Source organism: Streptomyces sp. NPDC028907, assembly GCF_055564995.1.
The window spans coordinates 161,714-181,366 of the sequence record NZ_JBVHVE010000013.1; the positions used below are offsets into that span (position 1 = coordinate 161,714).

The following is a 19,653-nucleotide window of genomic DNA, read 5'->3' on the forward strand; positions in this document are numbered from 1 at the left end:
GTCCATGCACGACCCCAGAACGGCCCGCCCGAGGCGGACGCAGGTGAAGATCGCTCGCGGGCCGGAGCGGGAGGATGTGAAGATCCGCCGGGCGGGCGGCCTGAGCTGATAGACAGTCGCACTGACGAGCGTCTTCTTCCGGCCGTCACCTTCCTCCCGCCTCGAACGGAGCCGTCATGCCCAAGTCCTACTCGTCCTTGGCCTCGTGGAGCCTCGCCGCAGCGGCCTGCGCCGCGCTGCTGGTGGGCTGCTCGTCGGAGGCCAAGCTGGCCAAGGACGAGGTGGCGAACTCGGTGGCGGAGAAGCTCGCCGCGCAGACGGGCCAGCCCAAGCCCGACGTCACCTGCCCCGAGGACCTCGCCGGCAAGGTCGGCACCTCGCTGCGCTGCAAGCTCACCGCGACCGACGGCACCAGCTTCGGCGTCACCGTCAAGGTCACCTCCGTCGAGGGCAGCACGATCCGCTACGACATCAAGGTCGACGAGACCGCCTCCTGAGCCGGAGCAGGCCGCGTCCGCCGGACCGCTCCGGCGGGCGCGGGGGAAATGTGTGACCGCGAGGTGCGGATTGTGATGGAGCGCCGGGGGGTCGGGCCCACACAGGGGCCACGGGGGATGCTGGCACCATGAGTGGAATCGAAGCAGTCCTGTTCCTGCTGGCGTGTGGTGGCGTCGTGGCTCTCGTCGTGTGGGACCGCCGGGGCAAGGCCCGCAAGAGGCGTCGGTCCGAGGAGGCATCAGCGCTGCTGCGGTCGTTCGCCGAGAGCCGCGGGTGGACCTACGAGGAGGGCGTGCCCAGCCTCGTCGACGCCTACCAGGGGGCCGAGCCGCTCCCGATCAAGGCCAGCGGCGTCATGGGCGACAACGTCGTCAGTGGCACTTACCGCGGATTCGGCTTCCGCGCCTTCGAGTACCGCTACTACAACAGCGACATCGACACCGAGTCGACGCAGGTCATCGTCCACTCCGTCTGGGCTCTGAACCTGGGCGTGGAGGTTCCGGACCTGCGCGTCTACCGCGACGGCTGGTTCGACACCCTCATGCGGGGACGAGCCATGGAGCTGGGAATCCCGCGGCTCGACGACGACTTCCACATCGTCTCCCGTGACGAGGAGCCTGCCCGGGCGGTATTGCTCGGCGGCCTGGCGGAGTTCCTCACGTCCGACCCTCGGGCCTTGGAGCTGCCGCTCCGGCTCCACGACGGTCAGCTGATCACTGCACGTTCGCGGACCGAGCTGAGCAGCGAGACGTTCGACGAGCCCCTTGAGTATCTCGTCGACGCCGCGGGCCACTTGGGGTCCCTGTCGCCCGTCCGGCCTCCGCAGACGCCGTAGGACAGCCGCCCCGAGGCGCACGATGCGGTCACGCTATGAAGCTTCCTGGTAGGAATCATGTGAGGTCCAGGGCCGGTGCCGCTGAGTCTTTGCCTTTGGGAGACCCTCTCTACGTTCTCAACAATCAGGGCGCGGAAGCGCGTTCGCGCCCGCATGGACGTAGAGGGGGGAGCGGATGGGCCAGTTCGATGTGGAGCCGTCCGAACTGCGGTCGGCTGCCAAGAAGATCAAGGACTCCGTGGGCAAGAGCGACAAGGTGAAGCTCGACGAACTGGGAAAGGCGAGCGGCGACTTCGGCCACGGTGACGCGGCCAAGGAGTTCGAGCAGCTGATGGCCACCTGGATGCAGGCCGTCAAGAGCCCGATGAAGGAGGACGGGGAGAACTCGTCGGCAAAGCTGGACGAGAACGCCGCGTCCTACGAGCGCTCCGAGCGGGAGTCCCAGAACCACTTCACCGGGCCCGCGGTCGCCGGCCCGAGCTACTGACGGGGAAGCAATGGCGGCACAACTCGGATCCACCCGGGACCCGCGCGAACTGATCCCGGGCAACCCGTCGAAGCTCACGGACGACGCGGACAAGCTCGACGGCCATGCGAAGACCCTCGACGGCATCGGGGACGAGCTCGGCTCCGTCCGTATTCCCAGCTGGCACGGCCAGGCCAGCGACGCCTTCTGGGAGGACTTCTCGGGCCAGAAGCAGAAGTGGTACCGCGGTTCGGACGCGCTCAGCGCGGCCGCAGGAGCACTGCGGGACTACGCCAGGGCCCTCACGTGGGCCCAGGAGCAGGCGGAGGAGGCCATCCGGCTGTACGACGGCGGCGACGAGAGCGGTGGCGAGCAACTGCTGGCCTCGGCGCGCGCCCATGTCGAGTCGGAGGGCGACGCGGCGGCCGAGAAGTTCAAGGCGCAGGGTGGCGAGGGCGACAACGCGCCCGACTGGCTCTTCTGGGCCTCCGAAGCAACACAGAACGACACCGGCGCGACGTCCAGGAAGATTCAGCGCGCCGAGCTGGAACGGGCACCCGAGACCAAGCCCGTCGGGGCGTGGGGCGACCACAAGAACATGACGCAGGCGGAGCGGGAGGCACTGCGCGAGGGCAAGGGGCCCGGCATCACCGTGGCCGGGCCGTCCGTCACCGCCGACGCCAAGGTGTGGGGCGCCGAGGCCAAGGGCCGCGGTGAGTTCGCGGGCGGCGAGGTCTCCGGCAAGGCCGGCGTCAACCTCCTCGGTGTCGACGCCTCCGCCGGGGTGGGCCTCGTGGACGGGAACGCCACCGCGCAGGCGTCCGGCAAGGCCTATCTCGCCCAGGCAACGGCCGAGGGCAAGTACGGGGTCGGCGTCTTCGAGGCGTCCGGCAAGGGCGAGGCGTACGTGGGCGCCGAGGCCGGCGTCAAGGGCTCCATCGGCACGGACGGCGTACACGTCGGCGGCGAGGCCTTCGCCGGTGCCAAGGCCACCGCCGAGGGGCACGCCTCCGTCGCCGGTGTCGGCGTCGGTGGAACGGCGGAGGCGTGGGCCGGCGCCGGTGCCGAGGCCCACTTCGACGCCGGGATGAAGGACGGCAAGTTCGTCATCGGCGGCGACCTGGGCGTCGGCCTCGGCGTGGGCGGCAAGCTCGGCGCCCAGATCGAGATCGACCCGGGCAAGGTCACCGACGCGGCCGGCGACGCGGTCGACGCGATCGGGGACTGGTTCGACTGACCACTGCGGGGAACCCCGCCGGGGCGCCCCGCTGTCCCCTCTCCCCCTCGTCCATCCCCCTCGCTTCCCGTACCGTCGGAACCCGTACCGCAAGGAGTTGATCCACCATGCCGGGCACACTTCCGGTGCCGCTCAGCATCGAGCTCCCCGAAGGCTGGCAGTCGGCGCCCCCGGAGGAGGTCGGCGCCCCGCACGCCGCCTTCGTCGCCCTGCACATGGCCTCCCGGGGCCAGGGCTTCATGCCGAACATCACCGTCACCGGCCACACCCTCGACGGCCCGTCGAGCCTGCACGGCCTCGCCGAGGAGTCCGTGCGGCGGCTGCGCGAGAACGTCGGTGCCGTCGAGGTCGTCAAGCGCACCGAGGTGGGCACCTCGCCCGCGCCGGGCCTCATCGACGCCCCGGGGATCGTGCAGAACCTGCGCATCCAGGCCATCGTCAACGGACAGCCGATGGAGCTCGCGCAGAGCCAGTTCATCCTGGTGCTGGAGAACGAGCGGCAGCGCGGCGAACGCGCCGAGATCGAGATCGCCCTGACCGCGAGGACGAGCCAGCTCCAGGACGTCCTGGAGGACTACCAGTCCTTCATCTCGACCCTCCGCCCGGCCTCTCCCACCCCGGAGAGCTAGGGCCTGTCGTGGCCGAGAAGCATCGGTGGGCGGTGAGACACGGCGGGAGGTGTTTGCGCAGGTCAGCGCCAACGTGTCCAGAAGGCGCAGGTCAGGCGCTCAGCCTTGCGGATACCCTTGACAGGTGACCGACGCCCAAGACACCGCAGCAGACAGTTCACTGCGAACCACCGGAGGCGCCCCTCCGGACGACGGCGGATCTTCTGTTACGGAGGCGCCGATCCCTTTGCTGGAGCCCCGCGAGGGCATTCCGCCCGTGATCGCCGACGAGACCGCGCTCGCCGAGGTGATCGCCGAGTTCAGCGCCGGCTCCGGCCCCGTCGCCGTGGACGCCGAACGCGCGTCCGGCTACCGATACGGCCAGCGCGCGTATCTGGTGCAGCTGCGGCGTGAGGGGGCGGGCTCGGCGCTGGTCGATCCCGTTGCCTGTCCCGATCTGTCGGGTCTCGGCGAGGCGCTCTCCGGCGTGGAGTGGGTGCTGCACGCGGCCACGCAGGATCTTCCGTGTCTGCGGGAGATAGGCATGCTGCCGAGCCGGCTGTTCGACACCGAGCTGGCCGGGCGGCTCGCCGGGTTCCCCAGGGTCGGCCTCGGCGCGATGGTGGAGAGCGTGCTCGGGTTCGTCCTGGAGAAGGGCCACTCGGCCGTCGACTGGTCGACCCGGCCGCTGCCCGAGCCCTGGCTGCGGTATGCGGCGCTGGACGTCGAGCTGCTCGTCGATCTGCGTGACGCGCTGGAGAAGGAGCTGGACCGGCAGGGGAAGCTGGAGTGGGCGCAGCAGGAGTTCGACGCGATCGCGGCCGCGCCGCCGGCTGAACCGCGTAAGGATCCCTGGCGGCGGACGTCGGGGATGCACAAGGTGCGGCGGCGCCGGCAGCTGGGCGTGGTGCGGGAGCTGTGGCAGACGCGGGACCGGATCGCGCAGAAGCGGGACGTGTCGCCGGGCAAGGTGCTGTCCGACGCGGCGATCGTGGAGGCCTCGCTCGCCATGCCGGCGAACGTGCACGCCTTGGCCGCGCTGAATGGGTTCGGGCATCGGATGGGTCGGCGGCAGCTGGAGCAGTGGCAGGCCGCCGTTGATCGTGCGAAGGCCTTGAGCGAGGCGCAGTTGCCGGCGCCGGGGCAGCCGGTGACGGGGCCTCCGCCGCCCCGTGCCTGGGCCGACAAGGACCCCGCGGCCGCAGCTCGGCTGTCTGCGGCTCGGGCCGCCGTGTCCGCGCTGGCGGAGCAGCTCAACATGCCTCAGGAGAACCTGATCACTCCGGACACGGTGCGGAGGGTTTGCTGGGAGCCGCCGAAGCTTGTCGATGCCGAGTCGGTTGCGGAGGCGCTGGCTGGTTACGGTGCTCGGGCCTGGCAGGTTGAGCAGGTCACGCCGGTTCTGGTGGCCGCTTTGTCTGCCTAGTCGCCGTAGGAGGTTCACCTCGTACGGCGACTGCGGGCCGTATGTGGTTGCTCGCGCTCACGCGGCGGAGCCGCATATCGATACAGCCCCGCGCCCCTGGAAGCACCTCACCTGGTCGCACCCCGCATGAAGCCATTGTAGATGAATCGTTGCAGCAGCAGGAAGACGATCAGCGTCGGCAGGATCACCAGCACCGCTCCTGCCGAGATCGTCTCCCAGTGGGCGCCGAACGGGCCCTTGAAGCGGAACAGGGACGTCGAGATCACGCCAAGATCTTCCGAGGGCATATAGAGGAACGGGATGTAGAAGTCGTTGTAGGTGGTGATGCCCTTGACGATCACCACTGTCGCGATGGCCGGTTTCAGGAGCGGGAAGATGATCTTGCGGTAGATCGTGAACGCGTTGGCGCCGTCCAGGCGGGCCGCCTCGTCCAGGGACGTCGGGATCGAGCGGACGAACTGCAGGAAGATGTAGATCGAGACGATGTCCGTGCCCATGTAGAGGACGATCGGCGCCCAGAGGCTGTCGAACATGCCGAAGCTGTTGACGATCTGGAAGGTCGCCACCTGGGTCGTGACGCCGGGGACCAGGGCGGCGACCAGGAACAGGGCCACGACCAGCTTCTTGAAGCGGAACGTGAAGCGGTCGATGGCGTACGCCGTCATCGAGCCGATGAGGACCGTGCCGCCGATGGCGAAGAGCAGGATGACGGCCGTGTTGGCGAAGGCCGAGAGCATCCGGCCGTCCTCGAACGCCGTCGCGTAGTTGTGGAAGTTCAGCAGGTCGTCCGGGAGGGCCAGGGCTCCGCTGTCGTCCGCCATCTCCCGCTCGGACTTGAACGATGTCAGGACCACGGCTGCCAGGGGCAGCAGGACCACCACCGTCGCGGCGATCAGGGACAGGTACACCAGCGTGCGGGCCACCGCGTGGCGGGTCATGCGAGGTCCACCTTGTCGTCGGGGACGAGGCGGCGCTGCACCCAGGTCACCGCCAGGACGATCAGCAGCAGGACGACCGCGGCCGCCGAGGCGAGCCCCGTCTTGTTGAACTGGAAGGCCAGCTTCACGGTCTGGATCACGAAGGTCTCGGTGCCGGTCGCCCCACCGGTCATGATGTACGGGATCTCGAAGACCGAGAGCGAGCCGGAGATCGACAGGATCACCGTCAGGCTCAGGACCGGCTTGATGCCCGGGGCGATGATGTAGCGGAACTGGTGCCAGCGGTTCGCGCCGTCCAGTTCGGCCGCCTCGTACAGCTCCCCGGGGATCGACTGGATCGCGCCGAGGAAGAGGACGAAGTTCAGGCCGAGGTAGCGCCAGACGGAGACGGCGGCGAGGGAGGTGTTCGCCGACTCCGGTGTGCCGAGCCAGGCGCGGTCCGTCTCCATGCCGAAGAGGCCGAGGACGGAGTCGAGGGTGCCGCCGTCCTGGAAGAAGTAGAGGAAGACGAAGCCGATCGCGACGCCGTTGATCAGATACGGGAAGAACAGCACGCCCTTGAAGAAGTTCCGGAAGCGTACGTTGAAGCTCAGGACCGTGGCGAAGTAGAGGGCGGCGACGATCTGGAGGACCGAGGCGGCCAGGTAGTAGCCGCTGACCCAGAAGACCTCGAACAGATCGGAGCGGGTGAGGAGTTCGGCGTAGTTCTCGGTGCCCGTGTAGTGCAGTTCGGGGCTGACGCCGTCCCAGTCGGTGAAGCTGTACGCGACCATGTTGGCGATCGGCGCGTAGGTGAAGACGATCAGCAGGGCGAGCGGCGCGAGCAGGAAGAGCCAGGGCGTGGCCCCGCGCCACAGACGTGCCGGGCGCGGGGCGGGCTCCGGTTCGGAGGCGGCGCCCGCCGCCCCCGTGGGGTCCTTCACGGCCCCCTTCTCGGTCGTCGTGTCCGTCATCAGGAGCCCAGGGACTGCTGGGTCTCGGTCCACTTCTCGCCGAGGTCGTCCAGGAAGTCGTCCAGGTCGCCCTTCGTCGCGCCGCGGGCGAGGTCGACGAGGTCCTGGCGGTAGTCGGGCTTGTAGATGCCGATCTCGGACTGGTTGTCGATGGACTTCACCACGGCGCCCTTGGTGTCGTCGAGGTCGAGGATCTTCACCCCCGCCTCCTCGTACGGCTTCATGATCGTGGGCAGGGGGGCGGACCTGAGCGGTGACAGGGCGAGGTTGTCGGCCGCGTAGCCGGACTTGTCGGTGAACCAGTCGAGCCAGGCGCGGGCCGCCTCCTTGTGCTCGGAGTGGATGTTGACGGCCTGGTTGTAGTCGGGCTGCGCCGTCGCGCAGAACGTGCCGTCCTGCTGGGTGGGGAAGGGCATGAGCCCGATGTCGTCCGGGTCGGCACCGGCCTGCTTCGCCGCGTCCTGCATCTGGATGACCGCCCAGGAGCCGAGCCACATCGTGGCGATCTCGCCCTTGGCCAGCTTGGGCTTGGACGCCTCCCAGTTGGTGGTCGTCGGGTCCTTCTCGACGAGCCCCTCGTGGACGATGTCGTACAGCAGCGTGTCGGCGGTGCGCACATCGGCGCCCTCGGCCCACGGGTCGCCCTCGGCGAGCTTCGTGGTGGCCTGCTCGTCGCAGCTGACCGAGCCGTTGACCTGCGTCCACTGGGTCAGCGGCCACATGTCCTTGAAGTTGGTGTAGTACGGGACCGCGTCGGTCTTCGACCTGATCGCCTTCAGGTCGTCGAGGAACTCGGCCGGTGTGGTCGGCCAGTCGGTGACTCCGGCCTCCTGCCAGACCCGCTTGTTGTAGATGAAGCCCGGGACGGCGCCGAGCGGGCTCTGGCCGTAGACCTTGCCGTCCACGGTCGTGTAGTCGGTGAAGCGGTACTCCTTGCTCCGCTCGGCCTGGGTGCCGAGCGCCGCGAAGAACTTGGGGTAGTCCTTCTTCTCGATCACCGCGGGGATCATGAGGACGTCGCCGTAGTTCTCCGTGTTCATACGGATCTTGACTTCGCCCTCGTAGTCGGTGATCGCGTCGAACTCGACCTTCACCTCGGGATACGTCTTGTTGAACTCGGCGGCGTACTTCTGCATCGTCCCGTCCTGCACGAGGTCGGTGCGATGGGTGAGGACGGTGATGGTGCCGCTCACCTTCGACGGGTCGTCGGCCGCCTTGGCTTCGGCGCCCTGCGAGCTTCCTCCGGTGCCGGTGCACGCCGAGAGCAGCAGGGCACCCGTGGCGACGGCGAGGACTGTACGGCGGTTCATGTGCGTCAGCTCCGTTCTGGGGACGGACGAGCACGAGCGGGTTGGCTGGTTCCGAACTCTGACAACGTTTTCTTAACCGGTAAAGTCCGTATCTCGCCAACGATGCCAAATTCCGTCTCAGCACTGAGATGGATCGGTTTAGGAGTGCGCATGCTTCAGGCCACACCGCTCACCGACGGATGGACCCTGCGGCACGAGGGAGCCGCGCTCCCGGCCGCCGTGCCGGGCTGTGTGCACACCGATCTGCTGGCGGCCGGGGTGATCCCGGATCCCTTTCTCGGGCGTGCGGAGACCGAGGTGGCGTGGGTGGGGCGGCGGGACTGGACCTATGAGACCGGCCTGGCGGCCCCTTCCCGTCATGAGCAGACCGACCTCGTCTTCGACGGGCTCGACACCGTCGCCGAGATCTCGCTCGACGGCCAACTCCTCGGCCGGGTACGGAACATGCACCGCTCGTACCGCTTCGACGTGACGGGGCTGAGCGGACGGCTCTCGGTGCGTTTCGCCTCCGCGTACGCCGAGGCGGAGGCGGTGCGCGGCAAGCTGGGCGAGCGGCCGGCCGCCTATGCCGAGCCCTACCAGTACCTCCGCAAGATGGCCTGCTCCTTCGGCTGGGACTGGGGGCCGACCCTGGTGACGGCCGGGATCTGGCGGCCGGTGCGGATCGAGCAGTGGTCAACGGCCCGGATCGCTCGCGTGCGGCCACTGGTGACCGTCGAAGAGGGCACGGGGCAGGTCGAGTTGGTGGTCGATGTCGAGCGGACCCGGGTCGAGGCGCCGCTCACCGTCGAGGCGACGGTCGGCGGGGTGCGGGCGGTGGCCGGGATCGAGGGGACGGGCGGGGTCGTACGGCTGTCCGTGCCGGACGTGGAGCTGTGGTGGCCGCGGGGCTACGGCGAACAGCCGCTGTACGACGTCGAGTTGACGCTGCTGCACGGCGAGGACGCGCTGGACGTGTGGCGGCGGCGGATCGGCTTCCGCACCGTCGAACTGGACCGTCGGCCCGACGCGCACGGCACCGGCTTCACCCTCGTCGTCAACGGCGAGCGGCTCTTCGCGCGGGGCGTCAACTGGATCCCGGACGACGTCTTCCCGTCCCGGGTGACGCGGGAGCGGTACCGCGGGCGGCTGGAGCAGGCGGCCGACGCGGGCGTGGACCTCGTACGGATCTGGGGTGGCGGGATCTACGAGAGCGAGGACTTCTACGACGCCTGTGACGAGCTGGGGCTGCTGGTCTGGCAGGACTTCCCGTTCGCCTGCGCGGCCTATCCGGAGGAGCAGCCGCTGCGCGGGGAGGTGGAGGCCGAGGCCCGGGAGAACGTCGTACGGCTGATGCCGCACCCCTCGCTGGTGCTGTGGAACGGCAACAACGAGAACCTGTGGGGGTTCCGGGACTGGGAGTGGGAGCCGCGGCTGGCCGGGGAGTCCTGGGGCGAGGGGTACTACCTGGGCGTGCTGCCGCGGGTGGTGGCCGAGCTGGATCCGACGCGGCCGTACACGGCGGGGAGTCCCTGGTCCGGCTCCTGGGACCACCACCCGAACGACCCGGCGCACGGCACGCATCACTCCTGGGAGGTGTGGAACCGGGAGGACTACGCCGACTACCGGCTGAGCGTGCCGCGCTTCGTGGCCGAGTTCGGCTGGCAGGCGCCGCCCGCGTACGCCACGCTGCGGCGCGCGCTGCCGGGCGAGGACCTCGCGCCGGACTCCCCCGGCATGCTGCACCACCAGAAGGCGGACGACGGGAACGGGAAGCTGAGGCGAGGCCTTGAGCGGCATTTCGGTTTTCCTGAAGGGGACTTCGACCGCTGGCACTACCTCACCCAGGTCAATCAGGCGCGGGCCGTCGCGGCCGGGATCGAACACTGGCGGTCGCACTGGCCGGTGTGCGCGGGCACCGTCGTATGGCAGCTGAACGACTGCTGGCCGGTGACGTCCTGGGCCGCGATCGACGGGGACGGGCGGGAGAAGCCGCTGTACCACGAGTTGCGGCGGCTGTACGCGGACCGGTTGCTGACGCTGCGAGTGCGCGAGGACGGGCTGGAGCTGGCCGTCGTCAACCAGACGGCGGCGGAGTGGGCTGGTGAGGTGCGGCTGCGGCGGATGTCGGTCGAGGGGGTGGCGGTCGGCGAGGCGAGCGTGGGGTTCGCCGCCGGGGCGCGGGCGGTGGCCCGGGTGAAGGTGCCGAGGGAGCTGGAGCCGGGCGGGCCGAAGGAGTTCCTGGTCGCGGACGTGGACGGGCTGCGGGCCGTGCACTTTCCCGCGCCGGACCGCGAAGTACCCTACCCCCGGCCGGAGTTCGACGTGGCGCTCGTGCCGGGCGGGGTCACGGTGACGGCCCGCACCCTCGTCCGCGATCTGCTCCTCCAGGCCGACCGGCTGGATCCGGACGCGGTGGCCGACCGGGGACTGGTCACGTTGCTGCCCGGGGAACGGGTGACCATCGGTGTGCGTCACTGGGAGACTCCTGACGCCGAGGCCGCACGATCGGCCCTGTACTGCATGGAGCCCAGCCGATGACGGCAACGCCGACCCCCCGCGTCACCATCAAGGACGTCGCCGCGCGCGCCGGTGTGTCCAAAGGAGCCGTGTCCCTCGCCTTCAACCACAAGCCGGGACTGTCGGAGGCGACCCGGGACCGCATCTTCCGGGCCGCGCGGGAACTGGGCTGGGCGCCCAACCTCACCGCGCGGACACTCGCCGGGTCGCGGGTCGACGTGGTGGGTCTCGCGATCTGCCGGCCGGCCCGGATGCTCGGTCTCGAACCGTTCTACATGGAGTTCATCTCGGGCGTGGAGAGCGTCCTGACCGAGCACTCCTGCTCGCTGCTGCTGCGGTTGGTGCGGACCGTGGAGGAGGAGAGCGGGCTCCAGGAGTCGTGGTGGCGGGGTCGGCAGATCGGCGGGTCGATCCTGGTCGACTTCCGCGCGGACGACCCGCGCGTGGCCATGGCGCGGCGGCTCGGGATGCCGGTCGTCGCGGTCGGGCACCCGTCGCTGACGGGCGGGCTGACCTCGGTGTGGACCGACGACGCCACCGCCGTGACGGAGGCGGTGCGGTATCTGGCCGCGCTGGGGCATCGACGGATCGCCCGGGTGGGCGGCGCGGCGGCCCTCGGTCACACATCCATCCGTACGGCTGCGTTCGACGAGGCGGCGCAGGCGCTGGCCCTGGCCGGGACGTGGCAGGTCGCGACCGACTTCTCCGGGGACGCGGGCGCACGGGCGACACGGTCCGTGCTCTCGGCTGCGCCTCCTGATCGGCCGACGGCGATCGTCTACGACAACGACATCATGGCCGTGGCGGGGTTGTCGGTGGCGGCGGAGATGGGGTTGCGGGTGCCGGAGGACGTGTCGTTGCTGGCGTGGGACGACTCGCAGTTGTGCCGGTTGACGCATCCGACGTTGTCGGCGATGAGTCATGACGTGCACGGGTTCGGGGCGGAGGTGGCTCGGACGTTGTTCGGGGAGATCATGGGGGGTGGGGCGGGGTCGCATCCGGTGCCTACTCCTGTGCTGACTCCTCGGGGGTCCACAGCGCCGCCGCGGTGAGGTCTCGTGTGGGTCCGCGGGTGCGTTGTGGCTGGTCGCGCAGTTCCCCGCGCCCCTGAAGGGGCGCTCCTCGCCACCGGGATCCATATGTGACCTTCGCCGCTCCCGCCACCGGGACTGGGCAGCTACGTTACTCATAAGTAGCATGGCCATGAGCAAGCGCTCAGCGTCCCGCACCTCTGGAGGAGAGCCATCGTGCCTCGTACCGTCAGGGACGTCGTCTTCGTCGACGGCGTCCGCACCCCGTTCGGCAAGGCGGGCCCGAAGGGCATCTACCACGAGACCCGGGCCGACGACCTCGTCGTGAAGGCGATCCGGGAGCTGCTGCGCCGCAACCCGGGTCTGGACCCGAAGCAGATCGACGAGGTCGCCATCGCCGCGACCACGCAGATCGGTGACCAGGGCCTCACCATCGGTCGCACGGCCGGCATCCTCGCCGGTCTCCCCCAGTCGGTGCCCGGCTACTCCATCGACCGTATGTGCGCCGGCGCCCTGACCGCCGTCACCACCGTCGCCGGCTCCATCGCCTTCGGTGCCTACGACGCCGTCATCGCCGGTGGTGTCGAGCACATGGGCCGCCACCCGATGGGCGAGGGCGTGGACCCGAACCCGCGGTTCGTCAGCGAGAAGCTGGTCGACGAGTCGGCGCTGTTCATGGGCATGACCGCCGAGAACCTGCACGACCGCTACCCGCACATCACCAAGCAGCGCGCCGACGAATACGCCGTGCGCTCGCAGGAGAAGGCCGCCAAGGCGTACGCCAACGGCAAGATCCAGGCCGACCTGGTGCCGGTCTCGGTGCGGCGGACCAACCCGGAGGCCGGTGAGACCGGCTGGGGCCTGGTCACCGCCGACGAGCCGATGCGCCCGGGTACGACGCTGGAGAACCTCCAGGGCCTGAAGACCCCCTTCCGCGTCCACGGCCGGGTCACCGCCGGTAACGCGGCCGGTCTGAACGACGGTGCCACCGCCTCGATCATCGCCTCCGAGGAGTTCGCCCGGGAGAACGACCTCCCGGTGAAGATGCGCCTGGTCTCCTACGCATTCGCGGGCGTCGAGCCCGAGGTCATGGGCTACGGCCCGATCCCGGCCACGGAGAAGGCCCTCGCCAAGGCGGGCCTGTCGATCGAGGACATCAACCTCTTCGAGATCAACGAGGCCTTCGCCGTCCAGGTCCTGGCCTTCCTGGACCACTACGGCATCGCGGACGACGACGAGCGCGTCAACCAGTACGGCGGCGCGATCGCCTTCGGCCACCCGCTCGCCTCCTCCGGCGTCCGTCTGATGACGCAACTGGCCCGCCAGTTCGAGGAGCAGCGACACGTCCGCTACGGCCTCACCACCATGTGCGTCGGCTTCGGCATGGGCGCGACGGTCATCTGGGAGAACCCGCACTTCGACGGAGGCAGCAAGTGAGCACCACCGCTGAGCTTTTGAAGGGTGCAGCCGAGCTGTTCCCCGACGAGGTCGTGACGTCCGCGCACGTACGTCATCTGGACCTGCCGTACGGCGCCGGGCGCTTCGCGCTCATCACCCTGGACAACGGCTTCGACCACACCAAGCCGACCACCTTCGGCCCGCAGTCGCTGGCGAACCTCGACAAGGCCATCGACCAGGTCGAGGCCGAGGCCACCGCCGGTGACATCGTCGGGGTCGGCATCACCGGCAAGCCGTTCATCTTCGCCGTCGGCGCCGACCTCAAGGGCGTCGAGCTGCTGAAGGAGCACAAGGACGCGCTGGCCATCGGCAAGGGCGGCCACGAGGTCTTCAAGCGCCTCGCGGGCCTGGCCGTGCCGACCTTCGCGTACTACAACGGTGCCGCGATGGGCGGTGGCGTCGAGGTCGGTCTGCACTGCAAGTACCGGACCGTCAGCAAGGCGCTGCCCGCCTTCTCGCTCCCCGAGGTCTTCCTCGGCCTGGTTCCCGGCTGGGGCGGCTGCACGATCCTGCCGAACCTGATCGGCGCCGACAAGGCCGTCTCGGTGATCATCGAGAACAGCCTCAACCAGAACAAGCAGCTCAAGGGCCAGCAGGTCTTCGACCTCGGCATCGCCGACGCCATCTTCGAGGGCGCGGACTTCCTGGAGCAGTCGCTGATCTGGACCGCCCAGGTGCTGAAGGGTGACGTCGAGGTCGACCGTCCGGTGATCGACCGCGGTGAGGGCTGGGACCAGGCCGTCGCCAAGGGCCGTTTCATCGCGGACTCGAAGGTGCACGGGGCCGCTCCGGCCGCCTACCGGGCCCTGGACATCATCGCGGCCGCCAAGAACGGCGACCTGCAGCAGGGCTACGACGCCGAGGACAAGGCGCTCGCCGACCTGATCATGGGTGGCGAACTGCGGTCCGGCATCTACGCGTTCAACCTGGTGCAGAAGCGCGGCAAGCGTCCGGCCGGCGCGCCGGACAAGAACCTGGCGCGCCCGGTCACCAAGGTCGGTGTCGTCGGCGCCGGTCTGATGGCCTCCCAGCTCGCGCTGCTCTTCCTGCGCCGCCTGGAGGTGCCGGTCGTCCTGACCGACATCGACCAGGAGCGCGTCGACAAGGGTGTGGGCTACGTCCACGCCGAGATCGACAAGCTGCTCGGCAAGGGCCGTATCAACCAGGACAAGGCCAACCGCCTCAAGGCCCTGGTCACCGGTGTGCTGGACAAGGCCGAGGGCTTCTCCGACGCCGACTTCGTCATCGAGGCCGTCTTCGAGGAGATCGGCGTCAAGCAGCAGGTGTTCGCGGAGGTCGAGGCGGTCGCCCCGGCGCACGCCATCTTCGCGACGAACACCTCCTCCCTCTCGGTCTCCGAGATGGCGTCGAAGCTGAAGAACCCCGAGCGGGTCGTCGGCTTCCACTTCTTCAACCCGGTGGCCGTCCTGCCGCTGCTGGAGATCGTCCGCGGCGAGAAGACGGACGACGCCTCGCTGGCCACGGCGTTCGCCGTCGCCAAGAAGCTGAAGAAGACCGCGGTGCTGACGAAGGACGCCCCGGCGTTCGTCGTGAACCGCATCCTCACCCGCTTCATGGGCGAGATCCAGAACGTCATCGACGAGGGCACGCCGGTCGAGGTGGCGGAGAAGGCGGTGGAGCCCCTGGGCCTGCCGATGTCTCCCCTCGTCCTCCTGGAGCTGGTCGGTCCCGCGATCGGTCTGCACGTCTCGGAGACCCTCAACCGGGCCTTCCCGGACCGCTTCAAGGTCTCCCCGAACCTCGCGGCCGTCGTCAAGGCGGGCAAGCGCGGCTTCTACGTCTACGACTCCGGGAAGCCGGAGCTGGACCCGGAGGTCGCCGCGCTGCTGAAGCAGGGCGATGTCGTCCTGACCGAGGAGCAGGTCCGCGACCGCGTCCTGGACGCGGTGGCCCAGGAGATCGGCCTGATGCTCGACGAGGGCGTCGTCGCCGAGGCCCAGGACATCGACCTCTGCCTGATCACGGGCGCCGGCTGGCCCTTCCACCTGGGCGGCATCACGCCGTACCTGGACCGCGAGGGTGTCTCCGAGCGCGTGAACGGCAAGAAGTTCCTGGCGCCGGGCGTGGCTTCGGTCCCGGCGTAAGCGCTCCGCTGTGAACGCCGGTGCCCCGCATACCTGGTCGGTGTGCGGGGCACCGGCGTTCCCCGAGGGGCGCGGGGCTGTGTCGATGTGCGGCTCCGCCGCGTGGGCGCGAGCAACCACGGACGAGCCGCGGCCGCCCTACAAGAACCAGCCCCACCCCCTCAGGCGTCTCAGACCCCCCGCCACGCCTCCAGCGCCAGCCCCGGTTCCTCCTTGCGCCCGGTGATCAGCAGTTGGCCCGTCGACGGTGACATCGTGGCCGCCACCACCCGCTCGTCCTCGTCCACCGCCAGCGCCACCACCGCGTCGGCGGGCAACTGCGGGCCGGACTCGGTCCACCACGCGCCCGCCGACTCCTGCTCCGTCGGATACGCGGCGAAGGCCACGCGGCCGCTCGCCGAGCGCTGGGCGAGCAACGTGCAGTCGTGGCCGTCGAGTTCGCAGCGGATCGCGGAGACCGGGCCGGGGCCCGCTGAGGCCAGCAGGGTGACCGGTTTGGTGCCGGGGCGCCAGGCGCGCAGGTCGCCGGAGTCGTCGGCGAAGAAGAGGGTGGTGTGCTCCGCGGAGGTGGCCAGGGCGTGCAGGGTGCCCGGACGGACCGGGGTCTCCATCGCCTCCTCCAGGACCGGGACGGCGCCCGGCTTCTCCTGCTGCCAGTGCAACAGGGCGCCGGGGACCGAGGCATACAGCTCCACGAGCCCGGACTCGCCGGTCACGGCGGCCAAGTCGTCCTGTACGTCACGGCCCTTGAGGTCACGCCAAGGGCCCCAGCCGCCGGTCTCCTTCTGGCCGCGCATGCTGACGCCGCCGCCCCTGTTCCGGACGAAGACATGGGCCCGCCCCTGCGCGTCGACCGTGACGGCGGGGGTGCCGGTGCGGTCGCCCGTCTGGTCCGGGTGGCCGATGGGGATCCAGTCCAGGGCGGCCAGGCGGGGACGGAAGTGCGTGGAGTGGACGAGGCCCGCCTCACCGGCCTTGGTGGGACGCCAGGCGGCCAGATGGGCGTAGGCGTCCGCGCCCTGACCGACCGCGGGGCCGGGGCGCAGCTTCTGGTCGCCGCCGACCTTGCGCGGGGGTTCCCAGGGGCCGCCGGGGCCGAGTTGCGCCCGGCACAAAACGGCCTCGTCGGTCGGCAGATAGACGCTGAGGCGGCCGTCGCGGCCGCGGATGAGCCAGTCGCCGTTCACCGGATCACCATATGCAAGGCGGTCGACGTGTCGCGTGCCGCCCCCTGCCCGAAGTCACTCACGACGTGCGTTCGTCGGCGGCTGACGCAGGGCATACGGAATCCGCCTCACACGTGTGACCATGATCTTGGTCACATGAGTGGTGGCAACGTCCGTACGAGAACAGGAAGTCGACGTCATGACCGACAAGCTCACCGTGAGCGTCCTGGGCACCGGCATCATGGGCGCCGCGATGGCCCGCAACCTCGCCAGGGCGGGGCACACCGTCCGCGTCTGGAACCGCACCCGGGCCAAGGCCGAGCCGCTGGCCGCCGACGGAGCCTTCGTCGCCGCCACGCCGGCCGAGGCGGTCCGGGGCGCCGACATCGTCCTGACCATGCTGCACGACGGTCCCGCGACCCTGGACGTCATGCGCGAGGCGGCGCCCGCCCTGCGCTCGGGTGCCGCGTGGGTGCAGTCGACGACCGCCGGTATCGAGGGCATCGCCGACCTGGCCGACTTCGCGCGCGAGCACGGCCTCGTCTTCTACGACGCCCCGATGCTCGGCACCCGCCAGCCCGCCGAGGCCGGGCAGCTGACCGTGCTGGCGGCGGGGCCCATCGAGGGCCGGCCGACGGTGACGCCGGTGTTCGACGCCGTGGGTGCCCGCACCGTGTGGACCGGGGAGGACGGCGGGGCGGGCACCGCGACCCGCCTGAAGCTGGTCGCCAACAGCTGGGTGCTGGCGGTGACGAACGCGGCCGGTGAGGTGCTGGCGCTGTCCAAGGCCCTGGACGTGGATCCCCAGCGGTTCTTCGAGGTGATCGACGGCGGCCCGCTGGACATGGGGTATCTGCGGGCCAAGACCGGGCTGGTGCTGAACGACGGGCTGTCCCCGGCCGCCTTCGCGGTGCGCACGGCGGCGAAGGACGCGCGGCTGATCGTGGAGGCGGGCGAGCGGTACGGAGCCCGCCTGGACGTGGCCGCGGCGAGCGCGGAGCGGTTCGAACGCGCGGATGCGCAGGGGCACGGGGACGAGGACATGGCCGCGGCGTACTTCGCGAGCTTCGAGGAGGGGAGGTAGGCCCCGGCCGCCGTGCGACCCTTGCCCCCATGGATGAGGACGCACCCCTGCTCGTGATCGTCGACGCCGCGAATGTCGTCGGGTCGGTGCCGGACGGCTGGTGGCGGGACCGACGGGGGGCCGCGGAGCGGCTGCGGGACCGGCTGGCCGCGGACGGGGTGCCGGGGCGTGCGGGGCCCGTGGAGATCCTGCTCGTGGTGGAGGGGGCGGCTCGGGGCGTGGAGTCCGTGCCGGGCGTGCGGGTCGAGTCCGCCGCCGGGAGCGGGGACGACCACATGGTCGAGCTGGTGGAGCGGGCGGCCGGGCGGGCCTGTCTGGTGGTGACCGCGGATCGGGAACTGCGGCGCAGGGTGACGGAGTTGGGGGCGGACGTGGCGGGGCCGCGTACGGTTCGGCCGTAGTCGGCTGCCGTACGCGGCCCCTGAGCGTCGGGGTCGGTTACGCGCTGCTCCCGGGCTCGCCCTTCTCCACCTCGGCCACCGTCGTCTCCTCGTGCCGTCCGAGACGGCTGTGGGAGCGGCCGTAGAGGAAGTACACGACGAAGCCGGCGGCCATCCAGATGCCGAAGCGGACCCATGTCTCGGCGGGCAGGTTGATCATCAGCCACAGCGAGGCGCACACCGACAGGATCGGGATGACCGGCACCCACGGGGTGCGGAAGGCCCGGTGCAGGTCGGGGCGGCTCCTGCGGAGGATGATCACGCCGATGGCGACGACCACGAAGGCGAACAGGGTGCCGATGTTCACCAGGGCGGCGAGTTCGTTCAGCGGGGTGAAGCCGGCGAGGATCGCGATGACCACGCCGAGCAGGATGGTCGGGCGGTGCGGGGTCTTGAACCGCGGGTGGACGTGGGAGAAGAACCGGGGCAGCAGTCCGTCCCGGCTCATCGCGAAGAAGACGCGGGTCTGGCCGAGGAGCAGGATCATGCAGACCGTCGTCAGGCCGACCGCCGCTCCGAAGCTGATGAAGCCCGCGAACCACGGATGCCCGGTGGCCTTGAAGGCGTCGGCGAGCGGGGCGTCCACGGACAACTGGCTGTAGTGCTGCATGCCGGTGACGACGATCGACACGGCGACGTAGAGCGTGGTGCAGATGATGAGGGAACCGATGATGCCGCGCGGCATGTCGCGTTGCGGGTTCTTGGTCTCCTCGGCGGCGGTCGCCACGACGTCGAAGCCGATGAAGGCGAAGAACACGACCGAGGCGGCGGTGAAGATGCCCATCACGCCGTAGTTGGAGGGCGCCCAGCCGAACATGAGCTGGATCAGCGGGGCGTCGAGACTGCTGCCGGCGTCCACCGTCTGGGTCTTCGGGATGAACGGGTCGTAGTTGTCACCGTCGATCAGGAACGCACCCGCGATGATCACGACGAGGACGACGGTCACCTTGATGGCGACGACCAGGGACGTGATCCGCGCGGACAGCTTCATGCCGACGACGAGGATGCAGGTGAGGATGAGGACGAGGACGGCGGCGAGGATGTCGAAGCCGAAGGTGTCGGCGCCCTCCCGGCTGCCCAGGGCCTCGGGCATCGCCCAGCCGGCGGTGTCCATCAGCGACTGGATGTAGCCGGACCAGCCGACGGCCACCACCGCCGTCCCGAGCGCGAACTCCAGGACCAGGTCCCAGCCGATGATCCAGGCGGGCAGTTCGCCCAGCGAGGCGTACGAGAAGGTGTACGCGGACCCGGCGACCGGGACCGTGGAGGCGAACTCCGCATAACAGAGGGCGGCCAGCGCGCAGGCGACACCGGCCGCGACGAACGCCAGGGCCACCGCGGGCCCGGCGTTGTTCTTCGCGACGGTGCCGGTGAGCACGAAGATGCCGGTGCCGATGATGACGCCGACGCCGAAGACGGTCAGATCCAGCGCGGACAAGGACTTCTTGAGCGCGTGCTCTGGCTCCTCGGTATCGAGGATGGACTGCTCGACTCTCTTCGTCCGGAAGAGTGTGCTGCTCACGGTCATACCTCCCACGCTTGTCGTCCTCGACATGATCGAGAGGGGGCGTCGTACGCATGCCCCGACGCGGGTGGATT

General features: G+C 69.9%; 17 protein-coding genes. 12 read left to right on the top strand and 5 right to left on the bottom strand.

What is annotated here, in order from left to right; all coding sequences use genetic code 11:
• Positions 1 to 176 precede the first annotated feature (176 nt).
• From ACZ4UU_RS33980 to ACZ4UU_RS34005, 6 genes are all read left to right on the top strand, one after another.
• Positions 177 to 497, top strand: a complete 321-nt coding sequence (locus ACZ4UU_RS33980; RefSeq protein WP_383445874.1) for a DUF4333 domain-containing protein — start codon at positions 177 to 179, stop codon at positions 495 to 497.
• A 128-nt stretch (positions 498 to 625) separates the two neighbouring features.
• The gene (locus ACZ4UU_RS33985; RefSeq protein ID WP_471907225.1) at positions 626 to 1,333 is read left to right on the top strand and encodes a hypothetical protein; all 708 of its coding nucleotides are present in this window, start codon (positions 626 to 628) and stop codon (positions 1,331 to 1,333) included.
• A gap of 175 nt (positions 1,334 to 1,508) precedes the next feature.
• Complete coding sequence (locus ACZ4UU_RS33990; RefSeq protein WP_471907226.1) at positions 1,509 to 1,820, top strand: WXG100 family type VII secretion target; 312 nt, start codon at positions 1,509 to 1,511, stop codon at positions 1,818 to 1,820.
• A gap of 10 nt (positions 1,821 to 1,830) precedes the next feature.
• Complete coding sequence (locus tag ACZ4UU_RS33995; protein WP_471907227.1) at positions 1,831 to 3,036, top strand: putative T7SS-secreted protein; 1,206 nt, start codon at positions 1,831 to 1,833, stop codon at positions 3,034 to 3,036.
• 107 nt (positions 3,037 to 3,143) lie between these two features.
• The gene (locus ACZ4UU_RS34000) at positions 3,144 to 3,665 is read left to right on the top strand and encodes a hypothetical protein (protein ID WP_471907228.1); all 522 of its coding nucleotides are present in this window, start codon (positions 3,144 to 3,146) and stop codon (positions 3,663 to 3,665) included.
• Positions 3,666 to 3,789: 124 nt separating this feature from the next.
• On the top strand, positions 3,790 to 5,070 hold the full coding sequence (locus tag ACZ4UU_RS34005) for an HRDC domain-containing protein (protein WP_471907229.1): 1,281 nt from the start codon (positions 3,790 to 3,792) through the stop codon (positions 5,068 to 5,070).
• Positions 5,071 to 5,177: 107 nt separating this feature from the next.
• Here ACZ4UU_RS34005 and ACZ4UU_RS34010 read toward each other — a convergent pair whose 3' ends face one another.
• From ACZ4UU_RS34010 to ACZ4UU_RS34020, 3 genes are read right to left on the bottom strand one after another with little or no spacing between them, the layout of a single operon-like run.
• On the bottom strand, positions 5,178 to 6,008 hold the full coding sequence (locus tag ACZ4UU_RS34010; protein WP_471907230.1) for a carbohydrate ABC transporter permease: 831 nt from the start codon (positions 6,006 to 6,008) through the stop codon (positions 5,178 to 5,180).
• Entirely contained in the window at positions 6,005 to 6,961 is a 957-nt protein-coding gene (locus ACZ4UU_RS34015) for a carbohydrate ABC transporter permease (protein WP_471907231.1), read from the bottom strand. Before ACZ4UU_RS34015 ends, ACZ4UU_RS34010 begins: the two co-directional genes overlap by 4 nt.
• The gene (locus ACZ4UU_RS34020) at positions 6,961 to 8,271 is read right to left on the bottom strand and encodes an ABC transporter substrate-binding protein (RefSeq protein ID WP_471907232.1); all 1,311 of its coding nucleotides are present in this window, start codon (positions 8,269 to 8,271) and stop codon (positions 6,961 to 6,963) included. The genes ACZ4UU_RS34015 and ACZ4UU_RS34020 overlap by 1 nt, the downstream gene beginning before the upstream one ends.
• Before the next feature lie 150 nt (positions 8,272 to 8,421).
• On the opposite strand from ACZ4UU_RS34020, the gene ACZ4UU_RS34025 reads away from it, so the two are divergent.
• The 4 genes from ACZ4UU_RS34025 to ACZ4UU_RS34040 all read left to right on the top strand — a co-directional run bounded on the left by ACZ4UU_RS34025 (position 8,422) and on the right by ACZ4UU_RS34040 (position 15,364).
• On the top strand, positions 8,422 to 10,791 hold the full coding sequence (locus ACZ4UU_RS34025) for a glycoside hydrolase family 2 protein (protein WP_471907233.1): 2,370 nt from the start codon (positions 8,422 to 8,424) through the stop codon (positions 10,789 to 10,791).
• On the top strand, positions 10,788 to 11,822 hold the full coding sequence (locus tag ACZ4UU_RS34030; protein ID WP_471907234.1) for a LacI family DNA-binding transcriptional regulator: 1,035 nt from the start codon (positions 10,788 to 10,790) through the stop codon (positions 11,820 to 11,822). Before ACZ4UU_RS34025 ends, ACZ4UU_RS34030 begins: the two co-directional genes overlap by 4 nt.
• Before the next feature lie 195 nt (positions 11,823 to 12,017).
• On the top strand, positions 12,018 to 13,238 hold the full coding sequence (locus tag ACZ4UU_RS34035) for a thiolase family protein (protein WP_471907235.1): 1,221 nt from the start codon (positions 12,018 to 12,020) through the stop codon (positions 13,236 to 13,238).
• A complete protein-coding gene (locus ACZ4UU_RS34040) occupies positions 13,235 to 15,364 on the top strand; it encodes a 3-hydroxyacyl-CoA dehydrogenase NAD-binding domain-containing protein (protein WP_471907236.1) in 2,130 nt (709 codons plus the stop codon). The genes ACZ4UU_RS34035 and ACZ4UU_RS34040 overlap by 4 nt, the downstream gene beginning before the upstream one ends.
• Before the next feature lie 170 nt (positions 15,365 to 15,534).
• Here the strand turns inward: ACZ4UU_RS34040 and ACZ4UU_RS34045 are convergent, their stop codons facing one another.
• A complete protein-coding gene (locus ACZ4UU_RS34045; protein ID WP_471907237.1) occupies positions 15,535 to 16,551 on the bottom strand; it encodes a hypothetical protein in 1,017 nt (338 codons plus the stop codon).
• Positions 16,552 to 16,729: 178 nt separating this feature from the next.
• Here ACZ4UU_RS34045 and ACZ4UU_RS34050 point away from each other — a divergent pair, with 178 nt between their 5' ends.
• Positions 16,730 to 17,614, top strand: coding sequence for an NAD(P)-dependent oxidoreductase (locus ACZ4UU_RS34050; protein ID WP_471907238.1), 885 nt, complete (start codon positions 16,730 to 16,732; stop codon positions 17,612 to 17,614).
• 29 nt (positions 17,615 to 17,643) lie between these two features.
• The gene (locus ACZ4UU_RS34055) at positions 17,644 to 18,015 is read left to right on the top strand and encodes an NTP pyrophosphohydrolase (RefSeq protein WP_471907239.1); all 372 of its coding nucleotides are present in this window, start codon (positions 17,644 to 17,646) and stop codon (positions 18,013 to 18,015) included.
• Between the two features lie 37 nt (positions 18,016 to 18,052).
• Here the strand turns inward: ACZ4UU_RS34055 and ACZ4UU_RS34060 are convergent, their stop codons facing one another.
• The gene (locus ACZ4UU_RS34060; RefSeq protein WP_471907240.1) at positions 18,053 to 19,576 is read right to left on the bottom strand and encodes an amino acid permease; all 1,524 of its coding nucleotides are present in this window, start codon (positions 19,574 to 19,576) and stop codon (positions 18,053 to 18,055) included.
• Between the last annotated feature and the right edge of the window lie 77 nt (positions 19,577 to 19,653).